The sequence below is a fragment of the Haliscomenobacter sp. genome (genome assembly GCF_965225875.1).
In the GTDB taxonomy this organism is placed as follows: domain Bacteria; phylum Bacteroidota; class Bacteroidia; order Chitinophagales; family Saprospiraceae; genus Haliscomenobacter.
This window is the reverse complement of record NZ_CBDDBS010000001.1, coordinates 514,834-534,735: the sequence shown is the minus strand read 5'-3', so window position 1 is coordinate 534,735 and position 19,902 is coordinate 514,834. Positions and strand designations below refer to the sequence as shown.

The 19,902-nt window shown below is 46.1% G+C and carries 21 protein-coding genes; 8 read left to right on the top strand and 13 right to left on the bottom strand.

Going from position 1 to position 19,902, the window contains the following annotated elements; all coding sequences use genetic code 11:
• Positions 1-9: 9 nt before the first annotated feature.
• Positions 10-1,059, bottom strand: coding sequence for a response regulator (locus ACO08K_RS02085; RefSeq protein WP_421794730.1), 1,050 nt, complete (start codon positions 1,057-1,059; stop codon positions 10-12).
• Positions 1,060-1,196: 137 nt separating this feature from the next.
• Positions 1,197-2,480 carry an ATP-binding protein gene (locus ACO08K_RS02080; RefSeq protein ID WP_421794729.1) on the bottom strand — a complete coding sequence of 428 codons (1,284 nt, stop codon included), beginning with the start codon at positions 2,478-2,480 and terminating at the stop codon, positions 1,197-1,199.
• A 138-nt stretch (positions 2,481-2,618) separates the two neighbouring features.
• On the opposite strand from ACO08K_RS02080, the gene ACO08K_RS02075 reads away from it, so the two are divergent.
• Positions 2,619-2,933, top strand: coding sequence for a thioredoxin family protein (locus ACO08K_RS02075; RefSeq protein WP_421794728.1), 315 nt, complete (start codon positions 2,619-2,621; stop codon positions 2,931-2,933).
• Between the two features lie 176 nt (positions 2,934-3,109).
• A complete protein-coding gene (locus ACO08K_RS02070) occupies positions 3,110-3,550 on the top strand; it encodes an HPP family protein (RefSeq protein WP_421794727.1) in 441 nt (146 codons plus the stop codon).
• A gap of 119 nt (positions 3,551-3,669) precedes the next feature.
• Here ACO08K_RS02070 and ACO08K_RS02065 read toward each other — a convergent pair whose 3' ends face one another.
• Together ACO08K_RS02065 and ACO08K_RS02060 are read right to left on the bottom strand one after the other, a co-directional pair.
• Entirely contained in the window at positions 3,670-5,655 is a 1,986-nt protein-coding gene (locus tag ACO08K_RS02065; protein ID WP_421794726.1) for a T9SS type A sorting domain-containing protein, read from the bottom strand.
• A gap of 292 nt (positions 5,656-5,947) precedes the next feature.
• Positions 5,948-6,736, bottom strand: coding sequence for an SDR family oxidoreductase (locus tag ACO08K_RS02060; RefSeq protein ID WP_421794725.1), 789 nt, complete (start codon positions 6,734-6,736; stop codon positions 5,948-5,950).
• A gap of 44 nt (positions 6,737-6,780) precedes the next feature.
• On the opposite strand from ACO08K_RS02060, the gene ACO08K_RS02055 reads away from it, so the two are divergent.
• The 4 genes from ACO08K_RS02055 (at position 6,781) to ACO08K_RS02040 (ending at position 11,136) form a co-directional block, all read left to right on the top strand.
• Positions 6,781-7,548, top strand: a complete 768-nt coding sequence (locus tag ACO08K_RS02055; protein WP_421794724.1) for a UDP-2,3-diacylglucosamine diphosphatase — start codon at positions 6,781-6,783, stop codon at positions 7,546-7,548.
• A gap of 31 nt (positions 7,549-7,579) precedes the next feature.
• Complete coding sequence (locus ACO08K_RS02050; RefSeq protein ID WP_421794723.1) at positions 7,580-8,338, top strand: hypothetical protein; 759 nt, start codon at positions 7,580-7,582, stop codon at positions 8,336-8,338.
• A gap of 215 nt (positions 8,339-8,553) precedes the next feature.
• Complete coding sequence (locus ACO08K_RS02045) at positions 8,554-9,507, top strand: c-type cytochrome (protein ID WP_421794722.1); 954 nt, start codon at positions 8,554-8,556, stop codon at positions 9,505-9,507.
• A gap of 216 nt (positions 9,508-9,723) precedes the next feature.
• Positions 9,724-11,136, top strand: a complete 1,413-nt coding sequence (locus tag ACO08K_RS02040) for an MATE family efflux transporter (protein WP_421794721.1) — start codon at positions 9,724-9,726, stop codon at positions 11,134-11,136.
• Positions 11,137-11,145: 9 nt separating this feature from the next.
• Here the strand turns inward: ACO08K_RS02040 and rsgA are convergent, their stop codons facing one another.
• The 4 genes from rsgA to ACO08K_RS02020 all read right to left on the bottom strand — a co-directional run bounded on the left by rsgA (position 11,146) and on the right by ACO08K_RS02020 (position 15,234).
• Positions 11,146-12,093 carry a ribosome small subunit-dependent GTPase A gene (rsgA, locus tag ACO08K_RS02035; protein ID WP_421794720.1) on the bottom strand — a complete coding sequence of 316 codons (948 nt, stop codon included), beginning with the start codon at positions 12,091-12,093 and terminating at the stop codon, positions 11,146-11,148.
• Between the two features lie 3 nt (positions 12,094-12,096).
• Entirely contained in the window at positions 12,097-12,846 is a 750-nt protein-coding gene (locus ACO08K_RS02030; RefSeq protein WP_421794719.1) for a geranylgeranylglyceryl/heptaprenylglyceryl phosphate synthase, read from the bottom strand.
• A gap of 154 nt (positions 12,847-13,000) precedes the next feature.
• Positions 13,001-13,816 (bottom strand): M15 family metallopeptidase, encoded by an 816-nt coding sequence (locus tag ACO08K_RS02025; protein ID WP_421794718.1) that lies wholly within the window; start codon positions 13,814-13,816, stop codon positions 13,001-13,003.
• The gene (locus ACO08K_RS02020) at positions 13,816-15,234 is read right to left on the bottom strand and encodes a TonB-dependent receptor (RefSeq protein ID WP_421794717.1); all 1,419 of its coding nucleotides are present in this window, start codon (positions 15,232-15,234) and stop codon (positions 13,816-13,818) included. Before ACO08K_RS02020 ends, ACO08K_RS02025 begins: the two co-directional genes overlap by 1 nt.
• 208 nt (positions 15,235-15,442) lie before the next feature.
• On the opposite strand from ACO08K_RS02020, the gene ACO08K_RS02015 reads away from it, so the two are divergent.
• Together ACO08K_RS02015 and ACO08K_RS02010 are read left to right on the top strand one after the other, a co-directional pair.
• The gene (locus ACO08K_RS02015; protein ID WP_421794716.1) at positions 15,443-16,399 is read left to right on the top strand and encodes a nitrilase family protein; all 957 of its coding nucleotides are present in this window, start codon (positions 15,443-15,445) and stop codon (positions 16,397-16,399) included.
• 61 nt (positions 16,400-16,460) lie between these two features.
• Positions 16,461-16,802: a TfoX/Sxy family protein gene (locus tag ACO08K_RS02010; RefSeq protein ID WP_421794715.1), complete on the top strand. Its 342-nt coding sequence runs from the start codon at positions 16,461-16,463 to the stop codon at positions 16,800-16,802.
• Between the two features lie 42 nt (positions 16,803-16,844).
• Here ACO08K_RS02010 and ACO08K_RS02005 read toward each other — a convergent pair whose 3' ends face one another.
• From ACO08K_RS02005 to ACO08K_RS01985, 5 genes are all read right to left on the bottom strand, one after another.
• Positions 16,845-17,342 carry an ester cyclase gene (locus tag ACO08K_RS02005; protein ID WP_421794714.1) on the bottom strand — a complete coding sequence of 166 codons (498 nt, stop codon included), beginning with the start codon at positions 17,340-17,342 and terminating at the stop codon, positions 16,845-16,847.
• A 119-nt stretch (positions 17,343-17,461) separates the two neighbouring features.
• Complete coding sequence (locus tag ACO08K_RS02000; RefSeq protein ID WP_421794713.1) at positions 17,462-18,100, bottom strand: DUF998 domain-containing protein; 639 nt, start codon at positions 18,098-18,100, stop codon at positions 17,462-17,464.
• A 7-nt stretch (positions 18,101-18,107) separates the two neighbouring features.
• Entirely contained in the window at positions 18,108-18,611 is a 504-nt protein-coding gene (locus ACO08K_RS01995; protein ID WP_421794712.1) for an SRPBCC family protein, read from the bottom strand.
• The gene (locus tag ACO08K_RS01990; protein WP_421794711.1) at positions 18,608-18,928 is read right to left on the bottom strand and encodes an ArsR/SmtB family transcription factor; all 321 of its coding nucleotides are present in this window, start codon (positions 18,926-18,928) and stop codon (positions 18,608-18,610) included. Before ACO08K_RS01990 ends, ACO08K_RS01995 begins: the two co-directional genes overlap by 4 nt.
• 150 nt (positions 18,929-19,078) lie before the next feature.
• Positions 19,079-19,870, bottom strand: a complete 792-nt coding sequence (locus ACO08K_RS01985; protein WP_421794710.1) for a helix-turn-helix domain-containing protein — start codon at positions 19,868-19,870, stop codon at positions 19,079-19,081.
• Positions 19,871-19,902 lie beyond the last annotated feature (32 nt).

Genomic DNA, 19,902 nt, shown 5'->3' with positions numbered 1-19,902 from the left:
TATCATTTCCTAAGCTGGCATATTCATCAATTTCTTCTTATCCCGAATCGTAATCATCCCATCGGTGATGTCGATATAGCCATCCTGCTTGAATTCAGTGAGCATACGGATTACACTTTCTTTGGCTGTACCGACAATGCGAGCCAGGTCATCGCGCAAGACGTTGATTTCGTCCTTGCCTTCTTTTTCGGCGAGCAGTAAGACTGCGTCGGCTACCCGTTTGCGCACGGAGTTGTAGGCCAATTGCAGGAGTTGTTCTTCTTTTTCGGCGATGTTGTTGGCCAACATTTTGATCAATTGGGAAGAAACATCCCGATTGGCGTGGAGCAGGGCGGTGAAGTCTTCTTTGGGGATGAGGCTCACTTCGGCATCTTCCAGGGCCGCCGCCGAATCATCATAAGTGCTGTCTTTGATCAAATCGACATAACCGATGAAATCACCTTCGGTGTAGATGTCGATGATGTATTCCTTGCCACTTTCGTTGGTTTTAAAAACCTTTACCTTGCCACTTTTGACAAAATAGAGATAACGTGGGTAATCACCTTCCTCATAAACCAGATCCCGCTTTTTGTAGTGCTTGATCTTGCGGTTGTCGGATAGTTTTTTGAGTTCTTCGTAACCTTTAGCGGCGTTGATGAAAGCAGTGATGCCTTGTTCAGTGCGGTCGAACTGTTTGCGCAGGTGTTCGCTTTTTTTCAGACGAGTTTCGATAACAGCCAGCAATTCATCTTTAAAAAAAGGCTTGGTAATGTAGTCGTCCGCGCCAAGGTTCATACCTCGCCGGAAATCAACTCTTTCCGTTTTAGCTGTCAAAAACACAAAAGGAATTGCTGCAGTTTCGGGGCGTTTGCCCAGAATATTGAGTACACCAAAACCATCCAGTTTGGGCATCATTACATCACAAAGAATCAGGTCAGGTTTGACCCTTTGGGCTGCATCTACACCCACAGTACCGTCCTCGGCCAGATGCACCTCATACCCGGAGAGTTCAAGGATTTCCTCCAGGTTTTCGCGTACTTCCTGGTTGTCTTCAATGACCAGAATTTTTTGCTTATTCATCGTTGTGGTGTTTTATGTAACGCAGAAAAATTAAGTTCCCGATTTGGGTTTTGAATAGGAAGTCGAACGCTTCATTTTAAGTGAGCTTCCTATTCAAAAGCCTCTAAAAAAATCGGGAAGTAATTTTTTGCGTCATACTATAAAGATAAGGGAATGTGAACGTGGAAGGTGGTGCCTTCACCCAAGGTACTTTCAAAATGAATACGTCCGCTCATCAATTCCACATAACGTTTGACAATATTTAATCCTAAGCCAGTCCCTGGAATGTTTTCGGCGTTGTGGGCCCGAAAAAAGCGGGTGAACAAATGTTGTTGTTCTTCCTCGGGAATACCAATGCCATGATCCTGGATACTGATGTTCAATTCATTGTTTTCAATGGTGACATAACAATCGATGGTTTTGCCCGGCTCTGAATATTTGATGGCATTGGAAAAAAGATTGATGAATACATTTTTCAGCATCTTTTTGTCCAGTATAATCACCGTATCTGGGCTAACCCCATGGTGTTGGAGAATTTGGCCTGGTTTCAGGAGGGCTTGAACATCGTCCATTACTTCATCGCAAAATTCTTCCAGGTTGAATTCGACCGGTGTAATGGAGATTTTTCCTTCTTCGAGTTTGCTCAAGGACAAAAAATCATTCAGAATACTGATCAGGTTGTTGACCGCAGATTTGATGCGGGTGGTATGCCGCAGCCTTTTGTCTTGTTGGTCTTCACTGGTATACATCTCCAACAAATCTGCGGAAGACAGGATGGTACTCAAAGGTGTACGAAACTCGTGGGAAGCCATCGACACAAACCTTGATTTAAGTGTGTTTAACTCGCGTTCTTTTTCAATGGCTTTGCGCAGCTCCTGTTCGTTTTTGCGTAAAGTGGCTTCCGCTACTTTGCGTTCCTGAATTTCAAATTCCAGTTGGTTATTGGTATTCAGCAACTTATTGATCGTAGTGGCCAATTCTTCGGTACGCCGATGTACTTCCTCTTCCAGGTGCTGATTGAGTTCTTTGATGCGCGCTTCGGCGGCTTTTTCAGCGCTCAAATCGTGCAAAATACCCGTAAACACCATCCTCTCCGGCAGTTGAACTTCACTGATGCTGAGTCGGAGAGGGAAGGTACTGAGGTCTTTGCGCAAGCCCATTACTTCCCGGCCAATGCCGATGATTTTCTTCACCCCGGTTTGGATGTAGTTTTGGATGTAAGTATCGTGAGCATCCCGGTGGGGATTCGGCATGAGCATACGGATGTTTTGGCCAACCAATTCTTCTTCGGAATAAGCGAATAAACGTGCCGCGGCCTCGTTCACGAGTTCAATGATCCCACTCTCATCGATGATGATGATGCCATCTGTAGCTGTTTTGATGATGGCCTTCAAACGTAAGGCTGCTTCAGAATCGTGTTGATGTGCAATTATCCAGTCCAAACCAATGATAATTTTGTGTCGTGAAGGTAAGATAAGTATTCTTTCGGTAATGACTTAATATGTCACTGAATCCGATGACAAAAGTCATTCACAAAAAAACAGAGAACCCTGATCTTGCACAGGTAGAGTAGCAATGCCATGAGAAGAACAATATTTGAACGATACGCGATGGAGAAATCAAGCAAGGCCCAAATCAAGTTGTTAGGGATAGGCTCGGCTAAAGACCGCGCTTTAAAGGCCAATCTTTTGGCTGCATTGGAGGCCTTGGATTTAGAGGTAGAGTTACTGGAAATTAGTAACGTGAATGAGATCCTCAGCTATGGCATTTCAGGCATTCCCGCCCTTTTATTGGATGACAAAATTATCTTCCAAAAAATAGTCCCTTCTGTTGAGGAATTGGGTACCGTATTGAATGAATTGTTGCAATACCGTGAAAGCCCTAAAGGCGTTTGATCGCTAGCTTTTTTCAATCCATTTCATCTGATAAATATCACCATCAAGGTTTGACACTGCTCAGTGCAAGCCAGGAACGGGCTGTGTAATTTTGATTTGTGACGAATGAGAATCTGGAGGAACACTTAAAAATTTAAGCATGGTTCCTTTTCTGTTTCACCCAATCCACATGTATTATGAATCCGAATCGACCCATCAATGAAGTAATGACCTCCAAATTGGTTACCGTCGGCCCTATGGCCAGCGCATATCAGATCAAAGCGATATTTGACCAAAACGAGTTTCATCACCTGCCCGTAGTAGAAGCAAATGACAAACTGCTTGGCATCATCAGCAAGCAGGATTTTTATAAAGTCGCTTATGTACTTTCTCTACAGACTACAGGCCGCACCTGGTCCGAGAAAGAATACGAAGTACTTTGTGCCAAGGACTTGATGACAGAACATCCCCTTACGTTGGAATCAGAAGATACCATCGGGTTAGCCGCAGATATTTTTTTAGCCAATCAATTCCACGCCATTCCAGTTGTAGAAGATGATCGGTTGATTGGCCTGGTCACCACCCACGACCTGCTGTTGTACTCCTTTAATTCGCCCATTGTAGAGGAATGGCAATAAATACCTAGTTGGTATAAGCCCATGGTGAAAATCTAAACGCAAAGAAAAAGCAAAGCCCCCTGCTCATATCGAACAGGGGGCTTATTAATTGGCATTACTTGTTGTAAAGTGCCTATTGGTTATCGTTTGACAATTTTTTGGACACTACCAATCTGGTTCCCTTTTGCGTCGGTTATTCGCAAGAAATAGAATCCAGTCGGTTCGGAGCCTATCGAAAGTAGAATCTGTTGTACAAATTGTCCTTTGTACAAGGATTGCCCTCGCGAGTTGGTCAAGTCATAAAAGAGCTTGACGTAATTATCGGTCTGGATGATCAATAAGTCCGTAGTCGGGTTTGGATAAACCTTGAGTCCTTCAGGAGCGACATCCAAAGGAATATCTGGATTTCCGGTATCGATAGTATCAACAGGAGGTGTTACTATGGTATCCTTCGGAGGAGTCACCACCGTATCTTTAGGCGGAGTGACCACCGTGTCTTTAGGAGGTGTTACGACTGTATCCTTTGGAGGTGTAACGATGGTGTCCGGTGGATTGGTAACCACGGTATCACCAGGGCCACCAATGACGATCGTAGTATCTCCAGGATTCGTGATGGTATCTTTTGGAGGAGTGACCACCGTGTCTTTAGGCGGTGTTACGACGGTATCTTTAGGTGGTGTAACTACCGTATCCTTTGGTGGTTTCGGAGGATCGAGCTTTTTGGGATCAAACTGAGGTACAAAGATCGTCTTGGAAACGATAGTGGTAACACTGTCGCAGCTTGGATCGATGAAAGACCGAGTACGCAGGGTCAGTGTCAAATCGTAAAACCCAGTTCTTGGAAAAACATACCGCAGGGTGTCTTTTGACTTCACCACCGTATCTCTCAAGCCTTTGAAGCTCCAGAAGAACGTTGAATTTTTGACCATGGTATCCGTCAGGTTTCCACGGATAGAGAAGGTATAAAATGGTGCGCCTAAAATAAGTGTATCCTCCACGATTGATAAATCAGCGGGTGGGATCAAGAAGTTAAAGGCGGTGCTTTGGAATTGTACCGACATGTCGTCCAACCAAAGTTTTTCATCTCCTTCACCTGAAAACTCAACGATGTAGGTGATCTTATTGTAAAACGCCACACTATTTGGCGCTTTGGCTTCAATGTTCTGGTAGGTCATGTTCAGGCCAGTATATTCGGCCAATTGAACCCTTTGAGAAAAAAGCCCCTCCAGTTCAGCCCATACTTTTACCGTATCCAATGGACTGACAAATTCGTTGGGAGACATCACTTTCAGGTTCAGGGCCAAATCGCCAAAGAACATGAAGCAAGTCGAATAATTTAACGGCTCCATGACCAAACGAGCTTTTCCGTTGACCCGTTCCAGTTCGATGAAAGACTTACCCGAATAAGGGAAATATCCTTTGGCATTGGCAGGGTTATCCACCACTTTTGCCCCCGTTGATTTGCTGGTGCTCAAAGACCATGGTTTGCCTTGCCCCATCTCTGGCAAGTTGTAGGCCAAAAGCCCTTTGATGGATTCGTTGGTGGGTTCTGTAACTTTTAATACCGCTTTTGACAAAGAGGCATCCTCCAGGGTTTCATCCCGGTGGAACAACAACTTGTCAATGGTCATGTTGCGGGTTGCTTCGGGCAACAAAACCAAAGTATAAAGGGTATTGGCATTAAAGAAAAAGGTGCGGCGAGAGTTTTGCCAAACGTACTTCGAGTCAGGACCGCCTGTTGCAGTTACCCGGCGACGAATGTTATTGGCTGCAGCTTCGTTGATTCGAGGCAGTACAAAACTTGCCGTTGGTGCGGAAAGTTTGCGGCTGAAGTACATGGTATAGTTACCACTGTTGGTCACCTGAATGTGGTAAACGAGCTTGGATGCATTGTAGTCAAGATTGGGAAAGTTGCGGTCAGCAGTAGTGGTGACACCTTTGGTATTCCCATCTTGTTTTATCTCCCAATTAGCCGTTTGGCCTTGTCCGCTTGCTTGATTGTCAGCGAAAGCTTCCGCTTCAAAAAGCAAATAGGCAGACTCGGTCTGGTTAATGATGCGCGCAGTTTGAGCTGACGCGAAGAGATAACAACCTGTTAGTAGCACGGATATAAATAGCCGAATCATGGGTATTATGATTGTGAAAAAAATGACGAAATAACAACCAGATTAATTAGGAAACCTTTACAAAGGTCCGACTGGCCTTTTCATGAGCATGAATCCTGTGCAAGACTTAAAAACAAGAGCTAGGAGAGTAATTAGCTCTGCAAATATAAAAAACCTTTCTGGTTCTCCCTAGCATTTTTAATGATAATAATATAAAATACCGGGTGCAGGGTAGGTGGCTCATAGCTGTCAGCAATCAGCCCTCAGCAATCTGCAACAACAAGGCTGAGGGCTGATTGCTGACAGCTGATCGCTAAATGACTCGCGTTCTTCCCCCGTCAACCAAGATACTGGTACCTGTCACGTAAGCAGCGGCAGGTGTACACAAAAAAGCGGCAACTGAGGCAATTTCTTCAGGCGTGCCAAAACGTTTGGCGGGGATGGTTTCCCGGGCTTGATCCATCTCTTGTTCAAGGGAAATGCCTTTGCGTTGGGCAGCTCCTCCGAGGACTTCTTCCAGTCGTTCAGTTTTGGTGAAACCAGGTAAAACATTGTTTACGGTGATGCCAGTGGCAGCAATTTCGTTAGCAAGGGTCTTTGCCCAGGAGGCTACCGCCCCACGGGTAGTATTGGAAACCCCCAAATTGTCGAGAGGTACCCTCACTGAAGTAGAAACGATGTTTACGATGCGACCAAAGCCTGCTGCCTTCATTTGAGGGATGACCAATTGAGCCAGGAGGTGGTTACACAGGACGTGATTTTGGAAAGCTTCGAGGAATTGTTCTGGTTTGGCGTCCAGAATGGCACCGCCATTGGGCCCTCCGGTATTGTTGACCAGGATATGAATGGGCTTTAAAGTCACCAAACCGTGGACCCGTTGGTGCAATTCTTCCCGCTTGTTAAAATCAGCTACCAAAAAATCATGCTGTTGATGTGGGTGATTTTGCTCCAATTCCTGTACAACTTCTGCCAATAACTCCGCAGAGCGCGCCATAAGTGTTACATTTGCGCCTAGTTTGGCCAGCTCAATGGCGATGGCCTTACCAATTCCTTTGCTGCTGCCACTGACGAGCGCGTTTTTGCCCTGAAGATTTAAATCCATTGTTTCATTATTTTGTGGCAACAAAAATGCAGAATTAATGCCTTATGCAAAAAACTTATTTCGCCTCTGATTTTCACCTCGGGGTGCCCGGAAAATACAGTAGCCAGGAAAGAGAGCGGCAATTGTTGCGCTGGTTGGATCAAATCAGCGTAGATGCTCAGGAGATTTTTCTGGTTGGAGATTTATTCGATTTTTGGTTTGAATACAAAAGAGTCATTCCAAAAGGGTATACCCGATTTTTGGGCAAACTAGCTGAGTTGCGCGACGCAGGTATCCCCATTCAGTTTTTTACGGGGAATCACGATATGTGGATGTTTCGCTATTTTGAGGATGAATTTGGTATTCCGATTCATCGACAACCCATCATGAGAGAAATCAATGGGAAAAGCTTTTTGATTGGCCACGGTGATGGCCTTGGCCCCGGAGACTACGGTTACAAAATGCTCAAACATATTTTTGCCAACCCTTTTTTTCAATGGTGTTTTGCCCGTTTACATCCCAATTTTGGCATGGGGGTGGCCCAATTTTGGTCAGGTCGAAGCCGCAGTGTACATCCTCCGCAGGCGCAGTTTTTAGGCCCTGAAAATGAATGGCTACTCGTTTATATCAATGACCAACTGGAGCGCAAACCTGCTGATTTTTACATCTTTGGTCACCGGCATTTGCCCATCGATTGTGTGCTAAAAAATGGAAAGAGTCGTTATATCAATTTGGGTGAATGGTTGCATTACAATTCTTACGCAGTATTCGATGGTGAAAATCTGGAAATACAGTTTTTTGAAAACCCTCAAGGACAGGTCTTTGGCCCTTAGGTCTTTATTGGTTTGCCTTGTTTTCTTTTTTTTGGACCATCTGGCCCTTGCCCAAAAGGTAGACAGTATCCCTTTGGCCTACAGTTTTGATGCTCAGGTTCAGGTGTTGGGCAGCGATAAACTCAAACAAATTTATTTCGTTTCACCGCGTCAGGTCTTGTACAAGTGTACTGAACAAGGCAAGGTGCTTTTTGAATTCAGCAACCGTTATTTGGGCAACTTGAGCAAAATAGATGTCAGCGATCCCTTCGATATCCTGTTGTATTACCCGGATTATCAGACCCTTATTTTTTTGGACCGGACCCTCAATGTTACAGCGGATATACGCCTGAAGGCTGAACAATTTCCCTTGCCAACACTGGTTGCGCTGAGTCGGGATCGCCAGGTCTGGATTTATGATGCAGGGCTCAACACCCTTAACCGGATGGATCGGCAAGGCAACATCAAAAGCTCCAGTCAGGACTTGAGCCTGCTTTTAGGGCGCCGCTTTAGTCCCAATCAGTTGGTTTGTAATGAAAGAGGGGTGTACCTCGTTGACCCTGAACAAGGCGTATTGAGTTTTGATCTTTTTGCCCAGTTTCAAGCCTTCTTGCCACTGGTGGGTGTTGAACAGTTGCAAACTTTTGATCAATACCTTTTGTACCGCCAACAGGGGAGCTATTACGTGGGAGAAACGATAGGCAACGCCCAACCCCTCCAAGGATTACCCAATAACTTGCTGCTTTTTTGCGGACTGCCGAACTGGATTGTGGCTTGGGATGGCACAAAAATTTTACGCTTTCAAAAATAAGACCATATAAAGACTAACAAGGTATTTAGAAATAGTATTACTTTTAAATCCGTTATTTGACTCCTCTTTTCGGTTTTAGCACATTAACCAAGTTTGGATCACCAGGTGGATCAACACGTAATTTTTGAGGTTTTTTATGGCAAAAAAATAGGTCCATAATCCGCAACCTCATTCTTTTCGTACGTGTCTGTAATTCACCTAAAATACCTAAAATCATGAAGAAGGTTTTTCGAGTACTCGGATTTTTAGTCCTTGCTGTTGTATTGTTGGTTGCTGCTGGAGCGGCTTTTATTCAATTCAGAGGTGTACCTACCTACGAGCCTAAAGATGTCAAAATAACGGTGAAACCTGACTCTACTCGCCTGGAGCGAGGTGAGCACCTCGTAACCCTGATCTGTGCCGAATGCCATCGAGGCGAAGGCAATAAATTAAGTGGGAAACACATGGTTGATGTTCCCGCTATGTTTGGTTACGTGCACTCAGGCAATATTACCCGCGACAAAACCCACGGTGCAGGTCGTTATACCGATGGTGAACTGATCCATTTTTTGCGTACCGGAATTAAGCGTGACGGTTCTTATTCTTACATCATGACCGGTTTTCCTCGCTTATCGGACGAAGATATATACAGCATTGTAGCTTATTTGCGTTCAGATGCACCACAGTTGGACCCTGTTGCCAAATCAAGTCCACCTTGCCAGCCTACCTTTTTTACCAAGTTTTTGACCAATACCGTGTTTAAACCTTTCCCGTATCCAGAAAAACCGATTGTGGCACCACCGGTTACGGACAAAGTAGCCTACGGACGTTATCTGGTGCATGGAGGGGTAGATTGTTACAACTGTCACTCCGCCAATTTTGCGTCCAACAACGCCTTCGAGCCTGAAAAATCGAAAGGTTACCTGGCTGGAGGCAACATATTGATTGATCCTACTGATTTGCGCGAGATACCCTCGGCCAACCTGACTCCACATCCTGAGCATGGTATTGGCAAATGGACGGAAGCAGAATTTGCGGAAGCGGTACGTTTTGGCAAACGCCGGGGTGGAGGCTCATTGAGTGCAGCTATGCCCAAGTTTACGGTAATGACTGATGAAGAGATCAGCGCTATTTATGCTTTTTTGCGTACGGTGCCAGCTACGGATAATGCGGTGGCTAGGGTCAGATAAGGAGTTCCGGGTTTTGGGCCAGAGGGACCAGTTTTAACTCTAGACACTGGCGCTGGTACAAGTCTCCAGACTTGTACCAATATCAACACGTCTTTGACGTGTGTGTTTGCTCGGTGTGTCCGGGTTGCCCGTGCGTCAGAGACGCGAAAATGTTGGTACAAGTCTGGAGACTTGTACCAGCTAGTTTGTCTAATGAAACTAAAATTTCAAAGATCGATGAAACTTTATGTCGATCTTTGTTTGTTCAAGTACCATCATTCGACAAACGCTGGCCGCTGCCAACCCGTACATATGAACCTACAGCCTTTCCGTACCGAACTGCGCATCCTTTTTCACCTAGGTTTGCCTATTGCCCTGGCCGAATTGAGCAGCATGTTGCTGGCTACTTTGGGCACTTTTATGATTGGACAAGTGAATGTTACCGACGTTGCTGCAGCCGGAGCAACCAACCCCATCTTTTGGTTGGTTGCCCTGATCGGCATCGGAGGTTTGTCAATGACCTCGCCCTTAGTGGCCGCGGCAGACGAAAGAGACGACCCGGCTGAAGTCAAACGAATTTTATATGCGAGTGGAATCACCTCATTCCTTTTTTCCTTGGTGGAAGGGATTGTGTTGATTGTGATTGCACTTAATTTTCAACTCCTGGGACATGAGCAGGATGTGGCCAGATTGGCACAGCCCTATCTTTGGATATTGATTGCTCAATTGCCCATGATGTCCTTGTATTTTAACCTCATCTACTTCATTGATGGGCTGTCGATGACCAAAGTTGGTTTGGTATTTTCCCTGGCAGGAGCCCTTTTGGGGGGCACCCTCAATTGGATTTTTGTTTTTGGTATAGGAGGCATTCCTCAACTGGGAGTAGCGGGCCTGGGGCTTTCATTCTTTCTCACCATTGTTGCTCAGCTGATCGGTTTAATTGTCTATTTACGGCGCGGTGCCCGATTCAAAACGATCATGAATGCAGTGATTCATAAAGATGAAATTTGGGCAAAAACAAGGGAATTTATTGGATTGGCCTTGCCCGTTAGCGGACAAGCTTTGATAGAATATTCGGCTTATTCTTTGGGCGCGGTATGGGTTGGACATTTGGGAAAATACTCACTTGCAGGTCATCAGGTAGCGATGACTTTGGCGAGTACCACGTTTGTGGTGCTGATGGCCATTGGGACGGCCGGATCGATTCGGATTGGACAAGCTTTTGGTCAAAAAAACCACAGCCAAATTCGCTTGTCGGGCTTTTCGGCAATGTTTTTAGCCGTGACACTGGTACTGATTCCTGCCTTGTGTTTTATGTTTGGCTCGGGCAGTATTGCCAGGGCTTTTATCGAAGATTCCAAAGTTTGGGACATCGCCTCTGCATTGATCGTCATTGCCGGGTTGTTCCAGGTTTCTGATGCCATGCAATCGGTAGGCATTTCATTGCTGAGGGGAATGGAGGATACTCGAATGCCCTCAATTATATCTTTTGTGGCCTATTGGCTCCTTGGCATGCCTATAGCCTATTGGCTGACCTTCCAATTGGGATGGGGGGTAAAGGGAGTGTGGGTTGGGTTTTTGATCGCTTTGAGTACCCAGGCGGTGTGGTTCACGTGGCGGTTTTATTGGCTGAGTGGAAGACATGTTTGATCATTAACCTTACATTCCTTTCTTCCGCTCCCAATGATTCAAATCTTCAATTTCCTGTAGAATGTACAAATAGTTCTCATAGCGTAGGGAGCTGATTTCTTCCCTTTCCACTGCTGCTTTTACCGCACATTTTGGTTCGTTGCGGTGTAGGCAGGCTCCGCCGAAGCGGCATTGGGGGGATAGAGCGAAAATCTCCCGGAAATTATGGGCTACCTGGTTGGGTTCCAAATGGATAAAACTGAGGGTTTTGATACCCGGAGTATCAATGATTTGCCCGCCCATGTCCAGAGGATGCATTTCGGCAAAAGTGGTAGTGTGCTGCCCTTTGCCTGACCAATCCGAAATTTCACCTACGCGCAATTCCAGGTTGGCTTGGATCTGATTGAGTAAACTCGACTTTCCTACACCCGACTGGCCACTCAGCATCGTGACTTTGTCTTTCAATTGGGCCTTCAACTCAGCGACGCCATCGCCGGTCATGGCTGAGGCCAAAATGACGGTGTAGCCTAAGCCCTGATAAAGATCCTCCAGGTATGCATATACTTCCAGGTCTTCGTCGTTGTACAAATCCGCTTTGTTGAAGACAATAATGGTAGGGATCTCATAGGGTTCTACCATCAGCAAAAAGCGATCGATGAAACCTTGTTTGAGTTTTGGTTGGGTAATGGTGGTGACCAGCAAAGCCTGATCGATGTTGCTGGCTAAAAGGTGCAAATCGTGTTTGCGGCGAGGAGATTGGCGTACCACGTAATTGCGGCGGGGCATGATGCCTTTTATCAGACCGTTCCCCGTTTCATTTTCCATTTCAAACACCACTTCATCCCCGACAGCGATGGGGTTGGTGAGTGGCAAGTCGTTCAAACGCATTTTACCTACCGTACGGCATTCCAACACTTGTCCGTCTTCCATTCGCACATTGTACCAACTCCCCGTCGACTTTATGACTGTTCCTTGCATTTGTTATTCGTTACCTGCTGCACGTACTGCCGCAGCAATTTCGATCAATAATCCTGGATCTTTTTCCAGTGCATTGCCAACCACCAGCAGATCTGCACCTGCCTTTAGGTTGGTATAAGCCAGCTCTGGGCTACGTACTCCACCGCCAGTGAAGAGCGGAACCTCTACAGCTGCGCGTACTGCCTGGATCATCTCTGCACTTACCGGGTGTTGTGCACCACTGCCAGCGTCAAGGTACAACAGCTTTAAACCCAGCATGGTTCCCGCCATGGCTGTACAAACAGCAATTTCAATTTTTTCGGGCGGAATGGGTTGGGTATTGCTCATGTAAGCGGCCGTAGTACTCACGCCGCCATCGATCAATAGGTAGCCTGTCGGAATGATCTCCAAACCCGAAGCTTTCAGATAAGGCGCTGCAATCACGTGTTGACCAATGAGTAAATCCGGATTGCGCCCCGAGATGAGTGAAAGTAGGAGAATGGCATCGGCGCGTGCGGAAATTTGTAAGGGACTACCCGGAAAAATGACCAATGGTTGCCGAACGTTTTGGCGCAGCAACATTAGATATTCCTCCATTTTTGCATCCAGGAGCAAACTGCCCCCAATGAAAAAAAAGTCGACTCCCCGTTCGGCCAGGGCAATGAGTGCATCTACCGATTGGGTACGTAGTCGGTCGGGGTCGATGAGAACCGCCAATTGCTTTTGTCCCGTTGCGCGCGACTGTTCGATGGATGCGTATACCTTTGTGTTCACGTGTTGGTTTCTCTATATGGGGCAATAAAAAAATAAGGGCTCATTTTGCTAAAGGATTAGATGAGTAAGTAGTTTTTTTAAGTGACTTACATGATTCTTTGGCTCAGGGAAAATGAGCACTTACTTTTGCCCCACTACTTTGATGTCAATTAAATTATTGGCATTGCTGATTGATCCCTAAAACATATTTTTCTACCACGCCAATTTCCACTGCCGTCTCGGCACCGGAAAATCCAGTAATCAGCTTGTCTTTCATGTAGTTGCGGGCGAAAGTAGTCAATTTATTTGAGACGGGCATATAAGACCAGTGCCATTTCTCTTCGTTGTAGCCATGAGGGCGCTCGGCGTTTTTGACAGAGTAAGGCTGACAAAACCCAAAATTTCCCGCATTTTTGACCAACCAGGCATAGATTTTTTGGCCATCACCCTGTAAAAACCACTTATCAGAAAGGTTATTCAGGTCAATGTCAGTACCCCAGTGGTGGCGGGATGCACCGGGCATAGCACTGTATTCCATAATCTTGATTGCACGATTTTTGGCAAGGGGGTAGGCTTTAGCGGCATTTTCACCATTAGACAAAATCCGGCTGCCGTTCCATTTGGCCTCCCAAATGCCCTTTTGAGCATCAAAATTGCGGGCTGCCGAGATGATTTTTAAGGAAATTCCCTCTTTAAGTGCAGCAGCATGCATGGATTTGAAAGCTTCGTAAGCGTCTTTACGCATGTACATGTCTGCGCGGTCGGCATAGGGGCTGCTTATTTTGGCAAAATCGGCGTGCTGGGCAGGGTCAAAATGCCCCATCAGGTAGTCCAAATCCAAATCAACTTGCTCGGCTGCTTCGGTTTGTGCCGCCGTTCGTGCTTTTGCCTGGGATTTTTGTTCGTTCAGTTTATGCGATGAACTTCCGGTGTCACTACAACTGGCGCTCCAGAGGCCAAACATCAAAATGGGGATCAAGACTTTTATCATCAGTATTCAAATTCTTTTTGTTCATAAGGATAACCAAAGAGAAACTTCTCCTTGATGAGCGCGGCCACTTTGCTGGGTACCATCATTTCAAAACCAGCATTGCCATTGCGCACCAGTGAGAGCACTTCTTTGGAAAAAATGTGCAGGATGTTGTGATCGTAGCCTTCGATGTCGACAATTTGCTGGTTGTCGATTAAGTGGCGGTACAAAAATTTGGCACCTTCAGGCACTGGGGTATTTTGGGCAGTCATCAATTCTTCATTGCCTTCCTGCATGGCCGGGTACACATAGATCTTGACATTTTTGGTGAACAACTCACCAAAGGCCGCCAACAAACGCCCATCCATGTTTTCATAGTATTTGCGATTGACCAATTCCAGCAAAAACTGCACTCCCAGCACCAAACCAATTTTATTGATGCGGTAGTCGGCCAGGTAATTGATTAATTGAGCGTGTTCTTCACAATTGGAAATGATCACCGTTTGCCCCAGTGCATTCAACAATTCAGCCCGATCCAGGAAGTCTTTTTCATCCAATTCCCCGTCCGATTTTAGGTTGGAAAGGGTGATTTCGGTGAGGAGGTAAGTCTTTTTGGTATCTACATCGGGCTCATTGCGGAACTGTTGATAACCCGTTTTGAGCATGTCCATATTGACGAGGGTAGGGGGGCGGAAACTCCCCCGAACGACCAAGACATCTTTTTTGTACAAAAACTCCGAAGCTTGCAAATTCCGCCCATCGGGGCCAAACATGGCTACATCGGATAGGCCGTGTTTGATCAGGTAAAGACTGAGCAACCGATTGTCCACATGGTCAAAATCGGGGCCAGTGAGGCGCACCATGTCGATCTTGACGCGGCCCCTCAGGCTATCGATCAGGGATTCCAGCAGTTCCTCTGGGTCATCATTGTGGCGGTAGCAGGCATAGAGGAGATTCACACCCAGGATGCCAATGGCTTGTTGCTGGAGTTTGTTGTCGTTGTCGAGCATGCGCACGTGCAACACCAGATCGTTGGGTTCCCCTTCCGGAGTGAGTTGGAAACGAATGCCCAGCCAGCCATCCCCCTGGATGGTTTTGCTGTAATTGATGGCAGCAATGGTGTCAGCAAAAACAAAAAAACTACATTCGGGCCGTTCTTGCCGCAAGCGGGTGTTCATCAACTCGTACTCGTGGTCGAGCATCTTGTACAGGCGTGACTCACAGACATATCGACCACTGGGCTCGGGCCCGTAGATGTGATCGGAATACACCTTGTCGTATGCTGACATGGTTTTGGCAATGGTACCGGCTGCCGCTCCAACCTGGAAAAAGTAGCGGGCTACCTCCTGACCTGCCCCAATTTCAGCAAAAGTGCCGTAAATGAGTGGGTCGAGGTTGATCTCAAGTGCCTTTTGTTCGGTTTCGAGTAGTTTGCGCATGGAAAGAATATTGGGCACAAGGTACGAAATATGTGTGGGGTGTCAGTGCTTGTTGAATTTTTTTTGAATTTGATGATTTCATTTAAGAGCAATCGGGTGCTCAATCAGCATGGAAAGGATTTATAAAAATGTGCTTTCAGGCCACATTTGATGGGCCTGTCCGGTCTACAAAATGACAATCCATCGTAGACCAAGTTCTTTTTTATCCATGCAAAACCTGAAGATCGCCACCGCCCAATTTGAACACAAAAGCGGCGACAAAACCTACAACCTGTCCATTATTGAAAAACTGACGGCTCGTGCAGCCGAGGCTGGTGCCCAGGTCATCGCCTTTCACGAATGCTCCATCACCGGATATACCTTTGCCCGAAACTTATCCAAAGATCAAATGTTGGAGGTGGCCGAATTTGCTCCCGAAGGGGAGAGTACCCAGGCCTTGATTCGCATTTCCCAACAATACAATATCGCTATCCTTGCTGGCCTTTTTGAAAAAGACGAACAAGGCAATTTGTACAAGCTCTACGTTTGTGTGGACAAAACGGGCTTGCTGGCCAAATACCACAAAATCCATCCTTTTATCAATCCCCACCTCACCCCTGGCCAGGGATACTGCGTATTTGACTTGTATGGCTGGAAATGTGGCATCCTGATTTGTTACGACAACAATGTGATAGAAAATGTCCGGGCAACCCGACTCTTGGGTGCCGACATCATTTTTATGCCCCATGTTACGATGTGTACTCCATCCACCCGCCCTGGAGCAGGATTTGTTGATCCAAAACTTTGGGAAAACCGGGAAAATGATCCCACCTCCCTCCGCCTGGAATTTGATGGCATGAAAGGTCGGGACTGGCTGATGAAATGGTTGCCTGCCCGGGCTTATGACAACGGCATTTACGTGGTGTTTGCCAATGCGATTGGCATGGATGACGATCAATTGAAAAATGGTTGCTCGATGATTATTGATCCATTTGGGGATGTGATTGCGGAATGCCGGACTTTGGGGGATGATTTTACCATGGCTACGCTGACGTCGGAAAAATTGACCCAGGCGGGTGGATATAGGTATCTCAAAGCAAGAAAGCCAGAGTTGTACGGAGAGATTTTGGCGCAGGAGCATCGGTCTGAGCAGAAGGTGGTGTGGTTGGATGAAAGTGGAAAATAAAAATTTATGTTTTTATTTTTTTTATCAGACACTTTTTATTATTTTTAGTCACAAAAAAATTATGGACAACCTCATCACCGGCGAACGCATCGCCGACTTGTTATCCATCAAAGGCATTGATTTTGAACAGAAAAAAATGTTTGGTGGGCTCTGTTTTTTGGTAGATGACAAAATGCTGGCTGGCACTTACAAAGGGGGAGTTATGGCGAGAGTAAGCCCTGAGGAAGCAGATCTATTGGCCGAAAAACCTGGTGTCAGCCACATGATCCACGCCGGACGGGCCATGCCAGGTTACCTCATGATTGAAAGTGAGGCATATGAAGAGGATGAAGCTTTGGGCTTTTGGTTGGACAAATGCCTGGAGTACAATCCCAAAGCAAAATCGAGTAAGAAAAAAAAGTAAAGAGTACCATTTTACAAGGCAAAATGGCACCCTTTGAAGTTTTTATTGCTTGGGAATCACACCCAATTGCTGAAGCATCACCAATTGGTCAAGAACTGCCCAATGCTCCACCCCTTTGCCAGCGGCATCAAAACGAATAATGTCTACCTGCTCTAGATCAACTTTTTTATTCGTTGCGGGCATGCCCATAAACGAACCGGTGTTGGTTCCAGTGTAGCGGGAGTGTACAATCACCATGTTTCCTTCGGCAACAATATTGATCGGAGTGGTTTTGCCATCGGGGAAACCGACGTGAAAACCCGAAATCATGATTTTGGCCAACTCAAAATGGCTGCTTGCATTTACTCCAGGAGGAGGTGCCATGTGTTCAACCAAATTGGGGCTAACATACAATGCAAAGGCATTAAGATCTCCGGCATCCACAGCGGAAAGGATTTTTTTGGTGGTCTCTTTGTTTAGTGTGGGTGTTTGTGCAGCAAGAAAGGATGCGCTCAGTAAAAAGCTCAATAGGCTCAGGGTGAAAACATTGGAGATTTTCATTCGTAAAGATTTAGGTGTTAGGTGTAAAAAATCAAATCAAAGCGACTTACGAAAAAATCTCGCCTGTGGATCACCCGAATTATCCTTTTTCAAAAAAATTCCTGCAATGGTTAGGCTTGCTACAAAGTCATTATTATACCAGCAACCAAAATTGGCCAGATGAGGTAACACAGCACCAATAAGCGGTTGGCATAGCCAGCCAATGGAATTACTCCTTCTGGCAACTTTTCGGGTGGTTCGACGTCCGGCCCCATTGGGTACCCCGCTTTTTTAAAGCCCGAAAACAACAAAGCCATGGCTCCCGCCATCAAAACCAAAGCGATCCAGGGAGCATGAGAAGAAAGCAACAAAACGCTCCGATAGGAGGACCAGGGTTCCAGGCTCAGCAAGTGATAACCAATGAGCAAGGTCGCCAGCGGAAGCGTGGGTACCCCGATCATAAAAGAGAGGCCATGGTTAGGGTGTTTTATATCGAACAGGCCGCCCATAATGGCACCAATGCCCGAAATGAAGAGTAAAATCACCCCGATTGATGCCCAAATTGTACCAACAAGGTTCCAAAGCAGTATAGAACTCAGGATGGAACAGGCTCCCCATAAAAAGAAAAATGCGGTCAGGAGCCTTTTGTTTTTACCCAGTGCGTACTCACTGATCATCCGCCAACTCGGTTGAAACTCAGGGCTTACAACGTGCAGCGCCAGTAAACAAAGCAGTGACAGACATCCGGATGCTATTGATAAAACTGCTATAATTTCCATTGAGTCATTATTTTTTCAGGTTATCGAGCAGTTCTTCCAACTGGTCAAGGGCCATCGATAAGCCTTCTTTCATGCCCATTTGAATGACGGTTTCCAAGTCCGCAAGCGATTGATAGGTCACTACCGTTTGTACTTGGGTCGTATCTGAAAGTTCTTCAAACGTGGAGTGCCATTCCGCCCGGGGAAGTTGAGCGTTTAGTTCCCCCTCTGCATCGCAGAAGCCATCCCAACCCTTGTAGCTTTCGATAGGCTGAATGCTAATGTAATCCATACGCCCCCAGTGCTCTTCTCCATCGGGCCCACACATGGCATAATGCCAGTGACCGCCTTCCCGGAAATCCATACTTTTCGTGCGGGCTTTCCATGGTTTTGGGGCAAACCACTGCTCCAATAGTTCGCTTTTGGTGTGACAGTCCCACACCAGTTGGCGGCCTGCTGCAAATTCCCGGCGTACGGTGATGGTGTTTTTTTCCTGGTCGACCAGGAAGTCGAAAAGAAGTTTGGCAGTCATGCTTTATCCGATTTTAAGGTTTGAAGTAAATCGTCGAGTTGATTGTAGCGCTGTTCCCAAATTTTGCGGAACTGCTCAAGCCATTGGTCGATCTCTTTCATTTTATCAATTTTGAGTTGGTAATAAATTTCTCGGCCTTGTTGTTGCTGACTTACCACCTCGCAATCGGTCAGGATTTGCAGGTGTTTTGAAACAGCTTGCCGGGTCGTATCGAAATGTTCAGCGAGGGCGTTTGGCGTCATCGCCTGCACGGCAATCAGGGCGATGATAGCTCGGCGAGTTGGGTCTGCAATGGCTTGGAAAATATCTCTGCGCATGGGTAAATCAATTTGTGCAAATGATCGGTTGCAAATATATGTGCAAATGATCAGTTGCGCAAATTTTTCAGCAGCTTTTTTGGGGAAAAGAGCAACGAGTGATTTAATTGATTGATTTTTAATTTTTTGGATAAAAATAGAATAACCCGACTACTCCGATACTTTATCTCGATATCCTTTGGGTGAAACCCCTGTATGTTTTTTGAAAAAATTAGAGAAGTAAAAAGGGTCATTAAAACCCAATTCTGCAGCCACTTCTTTTACTGAAAGTTTTTCATACGTCAATAAACGTTTGGCTTCAGAAGTCACCAGGCCATAGATGACCATTTGGGCGGTTTTACCCGCGTGGAGTTTGGCCAGCTCGTTTAGCTTGGCTTCATTGCTTTGTAGTTGTTGTGCCAGGGTAGCCAGGGTAGGTGCCTGTCGGAATTGGTTGCGCACCTTTTCCAGAAATTTTAAAAACAGGGCATCCGGTTTCCAGATTTCATCGCCACGGGCAATTTTGGCGCGGTTGATCATCACCAGGATCAACTCCAGATTGGCATGTACGGAAATGAGGTATTGGTAGGGGTTTAAGGTCAAATCTTCCCGAATTTGCTCCAACAATTGGGTGAAACGCTGGTGCTCAGGTACGGTTATGACTTCATTCATTCCAAAGTGGCAAAAAAGCCCATTGTGAAAAATGAGTTCGATATCGGCATCCGTTTTACAAAAAAAATCATAACTGAATTCCAGTACTACACCCTGGGCATTAGAATCTGCTATCAGCCAATGTACTTGCCCTGAAGTAATGGTAATGACCTCGTGGGCAAGCAGCAAGAATTCGGTCCCGTCCACCATCACCTTGATCTCCCCTGCTGTACACCAAAATAAAACATAACGCATGACCCGGCGTGGGCTTTGTAACGCAGTGTACTCCTCCAAAGGATGCCATTCGATCATAAAAGTAAGTATGGATTTGTCCAGCAATTTAG